Raw genomic sequence first — 11,710 nt, 5'->3', positions numbered from 1 at the left:
GTTAGGCCTGGGGCACCTGGTCAGAGTGCTCACCCAGCGGCGCTTTTACGCCCCTGCCATCAAAATTTTGTCCTGTACTTAGAGCGCAGAAATACCAGCGATAAGGAAGATTTTTTTCATACCACTTCATGATATTGAAAAATAAAAAACAAGCGACCATCAACCTATACAATTCAGCACGCGCATTGTGGATTGCTGGCTCTCAGCAATGAAATTGATTCTTCTTTTGGGTCAAATTCCTTTGTGGCATCACATCGAGCTGTTTCTATTGCATACAGATCCATGCAAGCAAGCTTTTGTTTTGCCCCAGATGCTGAATCATGGATTGTGCACATTAAATCATTCATCTTCACCGGGAAAACCAATCCCCACCATTGACATATGCTTTTTTGTGTCCAGAGCATCACTTTCTTTAAAACAACCCAGATCAATGGTCATGCTCAGGAGGGTCTTCAACACCAGAAAGCTCAAGATGTTGAGGTGAATGATCCCGCAAAACAGTTCATGGCTTCTGCATGGATGATGGCTCCATGACAGGGGACTTTCAGGGCTGGGTTGATCCCACATCATCCTTGCCCAGCCTGCACACCCACATCACCCTTCACCAGATCCCGGAGCCCTGGCACCAGACCCTCTGGCGTTTCTGGGAACGCACCAGCCTGCACCCTGTCCAGCACCCTGTGGACATCGAAATGGGGGAGGCTCAGGGCAAAGGAAGCCCGGTCACCCTGAACTGGATTCGCGGTCAGGTGACCGGCCTGCGAGAAGGGGGGGCGAATCAGCAGATGGCAGGGAATGCAGCTCAATGAAGGAGGATCAAACCGGTTCGAAGCCCAGGCTGATGCTGGTGGTCAGGTTTTGCCATTGCCCCACTTTCTACTGACCTGAGCAGATGTTGTTTAAACCTCGCTTTCGTGTCCTGACCTTTCCATTCGCTTTGCTCAAGCAGAAGTGAGTTAAACTCACTTCTGCTGAAAGCAGTAGAGGGTGGGAGGCTGGTAGGCAGGTCGGGGCTCTGCAGGGGAAAGGGCAAGTCCGTCGGTGCCGGATGGGGGTGGCCCTGACCCCCATGCTTTTCCTGATGGGCCTCTTCAGCATCGGGTTTTGCTCTTGAAGTTACCCTCTGGGTGCAGCCGTGGATTCCCGCACCACCAGTTCGGTGGGGAAAGGGCCAGGCTGTTCGGGGGTCTGGCCCTCGATCAGGGACACCAGCATTTGCACGGCCACCTCTCCCATCAGTTGCAAAGGCTGGCGAATGGTGGTGAGGGCTGGACGGGACGCGGCTGCAATGGGCAGGTCATCAAAGCCCACCACCGAGATGTCCCCAGGCACCTGAAAGCCCAGGTCCTGCGCCATGTGAATGGCCCCCAGCGCCATCTGGTCCCCGGAAACAAAAAGGGCTGTGGGAGGATCAGGAAGGGAAAGCAGATGACGGGCTGCTTCCTCTCCACTGAGCTTGGTGTAATCTCCGTGCCGGATGTAATTTTCGGGGACAGAAAAGCCTGCCTGCAGCATGCTGTCCAGGTAGCCCCTGTAGCGTTCGTCGGCGTCGTTGCGGTCCGGGTTGGGGGTGGGGAGCAGGGTGTCGGGTTCTCTGCCCTCGTCTTTCAGGCCGCTGATGAAGCCAATGCGGGTGTGCCCGAGTGAAAACAGGTGCTGCATGGCCTGACAGGCCCCACCGTAATTGTCCACCATGAGGGGGCGGTCTCCGGGTCCGTCCACGCTGACCACCTGATTGGGCAAATCGGTGTGTTTCCAGCGTCCTTCGCTGGAAGGCTGAATCAGCAGGGCACCGCTGGACAGGCGGGTCATCATGGAGAGGTCCGAGGTGTTGTTCTCCACCAGCATCATCACCACCAGGTCGTAATTGAGGGTTTCGGCTGCTCGGGCTGCCCCCTGCACCACTTCTGAAGCGTAAGGCTTGTTGAGCTGTGGGGTGAACACACTGATGATGCGGCTGCGACCTCCAGCCAGCGCACGGGCCATGGGGTTGACCCGGTAGCCGGTGGCCTGGATGGCTTCCAGCACCCGTTCACGGGTGGCGGGGCGCACGTTGGTTTTCCCGTTGATCACGTTGGAAACCGTCATGGGGGAGACACCCGCCTGTCTGGCAACAGCGTCCAGGGTCACGGGGGTGGAATCGGGAGGGGTCAGGGTCATGGCATCAAACCTCTTTCTCGGTCTGGCTGCATTCTCCCACAAACTTGAACGGTGCGCCAGTATTTTAGCGGTACAATTCCCCTCTTGCATTTTTTTCATTTTAGCGCTACATTACAGCAGTACACAGACAATTCTGCTTTCACTTTCCTGCCGTCTTTGCCCCTGCCAGCGGCCCGCTTTCATGCCCCAAATCGGCACCTTCAGACCTGCACTGCACTGGCCGGTCTGTGTGTTCCCTGAAAACACCAGTGTGTTTTTCAGACAGCTTTTTCAGCCATTCCAACAGGGCTTTGATTTGCCCTGAAGGCCCCTTCACGCCCATTTTTCTGCGCCCCCGATTTTGCGCACTTTTCTGGAGGATCCCATGCGTAAACACACCCTGCTGATGACTGGACTTCTCGCCCTGCTGGGCAGTTGCGGCACCCAGATTTCCCCCACCGACAGTGCTTTCAGCCAGCAAGCCGTCTGCAACACCGCCAACGTGGCCCTGGGCAAAACCTACTCTGCCTCCAGCATCGAAAATTCTGGGACCCCTGCCAATGCAGCTTTTGATGGCAACACCGGAACCCGCTGGTCCAGTCAGTTTTCCGATCCCCAGTGGATTCAGGTGGACCTGGGCAGCGTGCAGAACCTGTGTGAAATCAACCTCAACTGGGAAGCTGCTTACGGAAAGGCCTTCAAAATTGAAGTCTCCAACACCGGAACCGGCGGCTGGACCCAGATTTACAGCACCACCACCAGCACCGGTGGCAACCAGATTCTCAGTGTGACCGGATCTGGTCGTTATGTGCGCCTGACCGGAACCCAGCGCGGCACCCAATACGGTTACTCCCTGTGGGAATTCGGCATCAAAACGGCAAGCACCACCACCCTGCCCACCTCTGACACCCCGGACTTTGGCCCCAACGTCAGGATCTTCAGTCCCACCGAATCGGCAGCCACAGTTCAGGCAGCACTGGACAATGCTTTCACCCCTTACGTCAAGAATTCCAGTGCGCAATTCGGCAACCAGCGTTTTGCCTTCCTGTTCAAACCCGGCACCTACAATGTGTGGGCCAACGTGGGCTTTTACACCCACCTGGCAGGTCTGGGCCTGAACCCGGACGATGTGACCCTCACCCGCAACATCAACGTGGACAGCGGCTGGAACTTCGGAGACGAATCCAACGCCACCCAGAACTTCTGGCGCTCGGTGGAAAACCTCGCCGTGCTCCCTGAAAATGGCAGCACCCGCTGGGCCGTGTCTCAGGCAGCCCCCATGCGCCGCGTGCACATCCGGGGCAACATGGCGCTCGGTCCCTCCAACATGGACGGCGGACAGGGCTACGCCAGCGGTGGCTACCTGGCAGACAGCCGCGTGGATGGGCAAATTGTTTCCGGCTCCCAGCAGCAGTGGTACACCCGGGACAGCAACATCGGCAGCTGGGCAGGCGGCGTGTGGAACATGGTGTTCTCTGGCGTGACCGGAGCACCCGCCAACGCCTTCCCCAGCCCCGTGCACACCACCCTGGCCACCACCCCCGTCACCCGCGAGAAGCCCTACCTGTACATCCAGTCAGACGGCAAATACCGGGTGTTCCTGCCCAACCTGAGGACCAACAGCAGCGGAGCCACCTGGCCCAACACCGCTGGAACCTCTCTGCCCATGAGCCAGTTCTATGTTGCAAAACCCAGCGACAGCGCCGCCACCCTCAATCAGGCTTTGCAACAGGGCCTCAACCTGTTCTTCACCCCCGGCGTGTACCACCTGAACCAGACCCTCAATGTCACCCGTGCCAACACCGTGGTGATGGGGATTGGCCTGGCCACCCTGATCCCGGATGGCGGCATCAACGCCATGACCGTTGCAGATGTGGATGGTGTACGCATCTCTGACCTGCTGTTCGATGCAGGCACCACCAACTCTGCAGCCCTGCTGACCATCGGGCAGGCCGGAGCGAACACCAGCCACGCCGCCAACCCCACCAGCGTGCAAGACGTGTACTTCCGCATCGGGGGCGCAGTGGCCGGGAAAGCCACCACCAGCCTGATCGTGAACAGCAGCAACGCCATCATCGACCACATCTGGGCCTGGCGTGCAGACCACGGCAACTCTCCCACCGGCTGGAACATCAACACCGCAGACACCGGCGTGATCGTGAACGGCAACAACGTGCTGGCCACCGGTCTCTTTGTGGAACACTACCAGAAACACGAAGTGATCTGGAACGGCCAGGGCGGCAAAACCATCTTCTTCCAGAACGAAATGCCCTACGACGTGCCCAGCCAGGGCGTGTGGAGCAGCGGTGCTGGCACCAACGGCTACGCCTCCTACAAAGTGGCCAGCAACGTCACCAGCCACGAAGCCTGGGGGCTGGGCGTCTACTGCTTCTTCAACATCGGCGGAACCAGCACGGGCATTGTGGCTTCTCGCGGTGTGGAAGTGCCCAACAACGCCAACGTGAAATTCCACAGCCTGCTGACGGTTTCTCTGGGCAACAACGGCACCATCAGCAACGTGATCAACACCACGGGCGCAGCGGTGCCCATCCCTGGAACCAACACCGCCCCCAGCAACGTGGTCAGCTACCCTTAAGAAGTTTGAAGTTCACAGTTTACAAGTTCAAGCAGAAAGAGGCCCAGTGGGCCTCTTTTTTGTTCAGCATGTTGCTGTTTCCTGTTCAACTTTCTTTTCAGCTGCCTTCAGGACTTTTCCTGCGTGCTGGCTGGTTCCAGCTGGTCCGTGCCCGGCCTTCACGCTTGGACTGGTACAACAGCCCATCCACCTCTTCCAGCAGGGCTCTGGGACTGGAATGGGCCGCTGGCACGATGCTGGCCGCACCTATGCTCAGGGTCACCACATCGCTGACCTTGGACATTTCGTGTGGGATGGCGGCTTCCTGGAGGTGACGGTGCAGGCGCTCTGCCACGGTCAGGGCACCCGAAAGGCTGGATTCGGGCAGAATCAGCACAAATTCCTCGCCGCCATAACGGGCCACCACATCTTGCGGGTTGTGGGTGCAGCGCCGCAGCAGGGCCGCAATGTCTTTCAGGCACTGGTCGCCTTTCAGGTGGCCGTAATGGTCGTTGTAGAGCTTGAAAAAATCCACATCGCACAAGAGGACACTCAGCGGTTGCTGCCGTTCCAGATGGTCCTGCCACAGGCGCTGCAAATGGTCATCGAAAGCCGCCCGGTTGTACAGTCCGGTCAGGCCGTCCAGGAAAGCATAGCGTTGCAATTCAATGTTGGCTTCCTGCAGGCGCTGCTCGGCGTAGCGGCGTTCCCGCACTTCTTCTTGCAGTTGCCGGGTGCGCAGCAGAACCTGTTTTTCCAGCCCTTCGGTGTAATCGCGCACCGCCAGCGACTGGTCCAACCTGAAAAACGCGCCACTGAGCGCTTGACGGAACCCCTCCTCGTTGAAGTAGGGTTGTTCGGGCTGCTCGAAAAGCAAATAGCCAAAGTGCTCCTCACCAGAGAACAGGGCCGTCATCACCAGATGCCCTTCTTGCAGTTCTGACCACATGCTGCGTGGCAAAACATCACGGGTCACAAAAGATTCGCTGTCCAGTGAACCCTGGTGGCCTTCTGCAAGCACCACCCGCCCAAAAGGGGCAGGCTCCGGTCCGAAGAATTCATAGACCACCAGAAAATACCGCTTCAGGTCCAGGGTTTTCAGGTACAGACCCATCTGCTCGTACAGACCAGAGTAATTGCTCTGCGACATCAGGGCCATGTCCAGGTGCCATTTGGTGTCTGCATCGAAAGCCCGCAGCAACTTGTGGCGGGCCAGCACCATCTGCTGGGCATGGATCAGGAACTTCTGCAACTGGAAACACAACCGGTCAAAATCCCGCTGCTGCTGCACCGTGAGGGGCACAGCAGTGTCCTGGTACACCGCTTCCAGCCAGTCCTGCCAGATGTGGATGTCCTGCTGGCTGCGAACACAGGCCAGGATCATGCCTTTCCAGCGGGCCAGAAATCCCGCGTGGTGCACACCCTCGGTGAGGCAGGACAGCAGTTGCCGTTTCAGGTTGTCCTGCTCAAAAGGCCACTGCTGACCCTCAGCCTGGGCCGTGCCAGAACGCTGGTGACCGCAGGATTGACGCACCACCAGCTGGGTCTGGATGTGGGTGATCTCCGGGACAGACTGTCCATCCAGCACCTGCAGCAGAAGCTGCGCCGCCACTTCTCCCTGCTCATAAAAGGGAAGCCGCACGGTGGTGAGGGCCGGAATGGCGTAACGGAAATCCTCGTTGTCATCGAAACCCACCACCGCAATGTCTTCAGGCACCCGGATCCCCTGCTCTGTGAGGGCCTGGATGATGCCCTCGGTCATCTCGTCGTTGCAGGACACCACCGCCTCGAAGTCGCGGGTATGGACCAGCAGTTTCTGCATTTCCCGGTGGGCCAGAATCGACTGGAATTTCCCGGTGAGGATGTGCTCCGGGGGAACCTGCAACCCGTTTGCCTGCAGGTTGTCCAGAAAAACCTGTTCCCGCTCCTGAGAATCCACGTTGCCTTCAATGCCCCGCACAAACACGAACCTGCGAAACCCCCGCACCCGGATCAGGTGGTCCATCAAATCCTGCATCCCTGGTTTGTTGTCCGAAAGCACGCTGGGCATGCCCGCAAGCTCCACCCCGATGCTGATGGTGGGCAACCCATACTGCTGCAAGAACTGCAGGAAATCCTGATGGGTGGTGTGGGTGGAAAGAGACGCCGAGAGCGAAAGCAATCCACAGTGGTTTTCAGGGTTGAGCTGGGTGTACAGGTCGTTGGCTTTCAGCCATGAGGTGCGGGAGGTGCGCAGTTCCCGTCCCAGATACACCATGGAAGAGAGGCCCAACTGCTGCAACTGGCTGCGGATGCCGTTCAGGATGTGAATCTGGTAGTTGTACAAATGGTCCACCAGAATGGCAACGCTTCTGGGGCAGTCCGGCTGGGTCATGGCTTACCTCTGGAGGTCTAAGGCACAGTGCTGGAGTCGAGGGGAGATGCCTCAGTGTATGACAGCGTGGGAAAAGACACAATTGATAGACACAAGTCTTAAGATTCCGGCTTTTTCTTCTCAGCGGATGCTGGAAAAACGCTCATTCCAGCTCTGTTTTCTGTAAAAAACCTGAAGAGTGCATAAAATCCCGCTTTTGCAAATCAGCAGAGTCTATACGCTGAAACCAGCAAGCCAAACTTCAAGCATTGAATTCGTTCACCACACGTGAACACAGGAGGCATGACATGAACAACCGAATCACAGCCGTATTTCCCAGCCAGCAGCAGGCCCAGGAGGCCGTCAATGAGCTTCACACCCTGGGTGTGCATGAATCTGATCTTTCTTTCATTGCGCGTCAGGCCGATGGCACCGTCACCGATGGTCTTGTCGACCACTCCAACCATGAAGATGGCAAAGGTGCCGCCCGTGGTCTGGCCGTGGGGGCCAGTGCAGGTGCCTTGTTTGGTCTGGCCGCAGCGCTGATTCCCGGTGTGGGACCGTTCATCACTGCAGGCTTCCTGGCCAGCTCACTGGGTGCAGCCGCAGGTGGTGCAGTGGCAGGTGCCGTGGTCGGAGGCGTCACCGGAACCCTCGCAGGTTCCCTCGCAGATGCAGGTTACAGCCATGAAGAAGCCAGTTACTACGAACGCTCCCTCAACGATGGAGGCGTGCTGGTGGCCATTGAACCCCCAGCCCATGTGACCCGCGATCAGGTGACCGATGTGGTGACCCGCCACCAGGGCACCGTGCAGGGATGGAACGGAGAAACCAGCAACAGCCGCGCTTCTCTGGGCAACATGTCTGACACCCGTTCTGACACCTACACCGACACCAGCATGCGCACCGATACCCGCACCGACAACCGCAACGACACCAACATGCGCAACGACACCTACACCGACAACCGCAACGCCCCAATGGATTCCGATCTGGATGAAGCTGCCCGTCTGCGCCTGCACGAAGAGCGCCTGGAAGTGGACAAAGAGCGTTATGTGGCAGGCAGCGTGGAGGTGGGCAAACGCGTGGAAACCCGCACCGAGAATGTCGATGTGGATCTGGAACGAGAAGAAATCGTGATCGAGCGCCATCCCGTGACCGGAGAACGCCCTGTGGAAGGGGGCGTGCAACTGGGATCGGACCGCCAGCGCGTCCGGGTGGACCTGGAAGCCGAGCGTGCCGATGTCGAGAAACGCGCTTATGTCACCGAAGAAGTCGAGGTGGGCAAACGCACCGAAACCGAACGCCAGACCTTCACCGAAACCGTGGGCAAGGAAGTGCTGGAGGTCAACAAGACCGGGGATGTGGATGTGCGGGCAGACCAGACCGCCACCGGAAGCCTGCGGGAAAGCACCCGCGATCTGGACACCGAGCTGGAAACCGAGCGCCGCAACCAGCTGGACCGCGACAGCATCGAAGCCAATCGCCTGAATGAAGACGGCACCTTTCGCAAATGAGCCCTGAATCCAGAGAAGCAGCACATGTGCTGCTTCTTTTTGGTGTGAAGTTCAGGGTTCTATTCCTCATCTGGTTGTATCAGGCTGGCCACCAGGGCCGTCCAGCCTGTCTGGTGGCTGGCCCCCAGCCCTTTGGCATTTTCCCCATGAAAATACTCGTGGAACAAGAGCAGGTCTTTGAAATGGGGGTCGCTGGCGTACTTTTCCTGCCCTCCATGAATCGGGCGGTGACCGTATTCATCGGGCAGAAACATGCGGATCAGGCGGCGTTTGAGTTCGGCGGCCACCTCGCGCAGGTTCATGCGCTGGCCTGAGTTGGAAGGGCAATCCACCTGCAGGTCATCCTCGAAAAAGCGGGCATAATTTTCCAGTGCATCAATGATCAACATGTTGATGGGAAACCAGATCGGGCCGCGCCAGTTGGAGTTTCCCCCGAACATCGGGATGTCAGACTCGCCTGGAGCGTATTTCACGGTGTATTCCACATCTTCAATTTTGAGGGTGTAGGGGTGCTCCTCGTGGTACCTGGAAACCGAGCGGATGCCGTAAGGGGAGAGGAATTCCTTTTCGTCCAGCAGGTAACCCAGAACCCGTCCCAGGCGGTCTTTGCTTGGCAAGGCCAGCAGGCGGCGCGTCACCAGGTCCTGGGTGCTGAAGGTCATGTTGCTGATGTGGTCTCCCAGGTCCGGGCGGTTTTGCAAGAGCCAGTTCATGCGTTTGCTGAATCCGGGCAGGTGTTCCAGGGTTTTCTGGTCGAGTTGCACCACCGCAATCAGGGGGAGCAGGCCCACCAGGGAACGCACCTTCATGGGGAAGGTCACATCGCCAATGTTCAGGATGTCGTAATAAAAGCCGTCCTCCTCGTCCCACAGGCCGTTTCCCCCCAGGGTGTTGATGGCATCTGCAATCACCAGGAAGTGCTCGAAGTACTTGGAGGCCATGTCCTCATAGGCCGGGTCGTCTTTGGCCAGTTCCAGGGCGATGTTCAGCATGGTGGTGGCGTAAAAAGCCATCCAGGCGGTGCCGTCGGCCTGTTCCACCGTCCAGCCCTGCAAAGGCTTGCTGCGGTCAAACACCCCGATGTTGTCCAGGCCCAGAAATCCACCTGCGAACAGGTTGTTGCCGTCTTTGTCTTTGCGGTTCACCCACCAGGTGAAGTTGAGGGTCAGTTTCTGGAACACCCGCTTTAAAAACACGGTGTCCCGGTTTCCGGGGAGACCACTGGCCTGGTAGACCTTCCAGGCCGCCCAGGCATGCACCGGGGGGTTCACGTCGTTGAAGTTGAATTCGTAAGCAGGCAGCCTTCCGCTGAGGTGCATGTACCACTCGCGCAGAAACAGCACGATCTGCTCTCTGGCGTAGTCCCCATCGATCTGGGCCATGGGCAGCATGTGGAAGGCCAGGTCCCAGGCGGCATACCAGGGGTACTCCCATTTGTCGGGCATGGAGATGATGTCCCGGTTGTAGAGGTGTTCCCATTCGGCGTTGCGTCCCATCTGGTGCTTTAAAGGAGGGCGTGGCTGGGTCGGGTCTCCCTGCAGCCAGTCCTGCACCACGTACCAGTAGAACTGTTTGCTGTGCAGCAACCCTGCGTAAGCCTGCCGGGCCACTTTGCTCTCTGCTTCTGGCACCCCGTACAGCACCTGTCCGTAATACAGGTCGGTTTCCTGGATGCGCTGGGCAAAGACCTTTTCAAAGTCCTCTCCGAACAGCGCTGCTGGGGTTTCCTGGGTGTCGTGAAGCCGGAAGTGCAACACACGGGTTTCACCGGGGTCCAGTTCCAGGCGGTAATGGGCTGCAGCTCTGGTTCCGATCTGGTCCGGGTTCACAGCCTCTTTGTTCCCCTGCACCAGAAATTCGTGAAAGGCGTCTTTGGTGTGTGGGTTGGGGTTGGGTGTGCTGAACAGCCGCTCAAAATTGGTTTCGTTGTCGGTGAAGAGCCAGCGAAGGGGAGCATCCTGGGCATGCAGATGGAATTCTCCCAGGGTGGGATGTTTTGCCAGCAGGTGACCATCCTGCAAGGTCAGAGACGGCTTTGCCCAGTAGCCTTCTCCGGTGCGGCCCCAGGACCAGGTGTTCCTGAACCACAAGGTGGGCAGCACATGCACTGCGGCCCGCTCTGAACCCCGGTTGCTGATGGAAATGCGCACCAGCAGATCATCCGGGGTGTTCTTGGCATATTCTGCACACACATCAAAGTACCCCTGGTCAAAAATGCCCGTGTCCAGGATTTCAAATTCCGGGTCCTGGCGGGTGCGTTTGCGGTTCTCCTCCAGCAGCCTCTGGTAAGGAAAGGCCTGCTGCGGATACTTGTACAGCGACTTCAAATAACTGTGGGTGGGGCTGGAATCCAGGTGGTAATACAGTTCCTTGACGTCCTCGCCGTGGTTGCCTTCGGGTCCGGTGAGGCCATACAGGCGTTCTTTGAGGATGGGATCGTGTTCGTTCCAGAGGGCCAGCGCAAAACACAGGCGGCACTCCCGGTCGGTGATGCCCAGCAGGCCATCTTCCCCCCAGCGGTAAGCGCGGCTGCGGGCCTGGTCGTGGGTGAAACTGGTCCAGACGTTGCCATCTTCAGAGTAGTCTTCGCGAACAGTACCCCACTGCCGGTCTGACAGGTAAGGTCCCCAGCGTTTCCAGTTTTTTGTGCGTTCCCGGTCTTCGATCAGGCGTTTCTGTTCTGGCAGCAGCCGCATGCACAACCTCTTGCTGTCACCTTACCCTGCAGGTTTAAAAAACACCTGAACAAACCTCACGGTGTGCATGAGAGGGATCCGGGATGGCCGTCAAATGCCCCAGAGCGCCAACCAGAGCAACCCCTTTGAGTATTGGTTTGCCCGTTGAATCAGCAGGTGCATCAGGCGCTCTTTTTGCTCCAGATCCATGGGTCCATTGTACATCCCCGGGATTCTGGTCGGACTGAGGACACACACAATCATGAGAAAAACATGATGACCCAGAATGAACGACAGGGCACCTTCAGGCAATGCCCTGCACTCTGGGTCCATATGCAATGCAGAGTGCCTTAAAAGCCATTACAGCGGGAAACAGCACAAAACCCCGTGTTTTTCTACGATAAGATCAGTTATCGTAGAAAGAGCAGCTTTCCCATGGTTTTGAAACCAT

General features: G+C 57.9%; 6 protein-coding genes. 3 read left to right on the top strand and 3 right to left on the bottom strand.

The window, feature by feature from the left end; genetic code table 11:
* Positions 1 to 530 precede the first annotated feature (530 nt).
* Entirely contained in the window at positions 531 to 809 is a 279-nt protein-coding gene (locus tag IEY52_RS23000; protein ID WP_189007660.1) for a hypothetical protein, read from the top strand.
* Positions 810 to 1,116: 307 nt separating this feature from the next.
* On the opposite strand, the gene IEY52_RS22995 is transcribed toward IEY52_RS23000, so the two are convergent.
* Positions 1,117 to 2,160, bottom strand: a complete 1,044-nt coding sequence (locus IEY52_RS22995) for a LacI family DNA-binding transcriptional regulator (RefSeq protein WP_189007657.1) — start codon at positions 2,158 to 2,160, stop codon at positions 1,117 to 1,119.
* A 364-nt stretch (positions 2,161 to 2,524) separates the two neighbouring features.
* Here IEY52_RS22995 and IEY52_RS22990 point away from each other — a divergent pair, with 364 nt between their 5' ends.
* A complete protein-coding gene (locus IEY52_RS22990; protein ID WP_189007654.1) occupies positions 2,525 to 4,735 on the top strand; it encodes a discoidin domain-containing protein in 2,211 nt (736 codons plus the stop codon).
* 97 nt (positions 4,736 to 4,832) lie between these two features.
* On the opposite strand, the gene IEY52_RS22985 is transcribed toward IEY52_RS22990, so the two are convergent.
* A complete protein-coding gene (locus IEY52_RS22985) occupies positions 4,833 to 7,088 on the bottom strand; it encodes a diguanylate cyclase domain-containing protein (RefSeq protein ID WP_189007651.1) in 2,256 nt (751 codons plus the stop codon).
* 287 nt (positions 7,089 to 7,375) lie between these two features.
* On the opposite strand from IEY52_RS22985, the gene IEY52_RS26815 reads away from it, so the two are divergent.
* Positions 7,376 to 8,584, top strand: coding sequence for a YsnF/AvaK domain-containing protein (locus IEY52_RS26815; RefSeq protein WP_229684933.1), 1,209 nt, complete (start codon positions 7,376 to 7,378; stop codon positions 8,582 to 8,584).
* Between the two features lie 59 nt (positions 8,585 to 8,643).
* Here the strand turns inward: IEY52_RS26815 and IEY52_RS22975 are convergent, their stop codons facing one another.
* Complete coding sequence (locus IEY52_RS22975) at positions 8,644 to 11,280, bottom strand: MGH1-like glycoside hydrolase domain-containing protein (protein ID WP_189007634.1); 2,637 nt, start codon at positions 11,278 to 11,280, stop codon at positions 8,644 to 8,646.
* Between the last annotated feature and the right edge of the window lie 430 nt (positions 11,281 to 11,710).

It is taken from the genome of Deinococcus roseus (assembly GCF_014646895.1).
GTDB lineage: Bacteria > Deinococcota > Deinococci > Deinococcales > Deinococcaceae > Deinococcus_C > Deinococcus_C roseus.
The sequence above is the reverse complement of the archived record's forward strand: the minus strand, read 5'-3'. Positions and strand labels throughout refer to the sequence as shown.

What these genes read in the sequence shown, in the direction of transcription:
- IEY52_RS22990 (WP_189007654.1), top strand. Translation starts at nt 2,525, where the DNA reads ATGCGTAAACACACCCTGCTGATGACTGGACTTCTCGCCCTGCTGGGC.
- IEY52_RS22975 (WP_189007634.1), bottom strand. Translation starts at nt 11,280, where the DNA reads ATGCGGCTGCTGCCAGAACAGAAACGCCTGATCGAAGACCGGGAACGC.
- IEY52_RS26815 (WP_229684933.1), top strand. Translation starts at nt 7,376, where the DNA reads ATGAACAACCGAATCACAGCCGTATTTCCCAGCCAGCAGCAGGCCCAG.
- IEY52_RS22985 (WP_189007651.1), bottom strand. Translation starts at nt 7,088, where the DNA reads ATGACCCAGCCGGACTGCCCCAGAAGCGTTGCCATTCTGGTGGACCAT.
- IEY52_RS23000 (WP_189007660.1), top strand. Translation starts at nt 531, where the DNA reads ATGACAGGGGACTTTCAGGGCTGGGTTGATCCCACATCATCCTTGCCC.
- IEY52_RS22995 (WP_189007657.1), bottom strand. Translation starts at nt 2,160, where the DNA reads ATGACCCTGACCCCTCCCGATTCCACCCCCGTGACCCTGGACGCTGTT.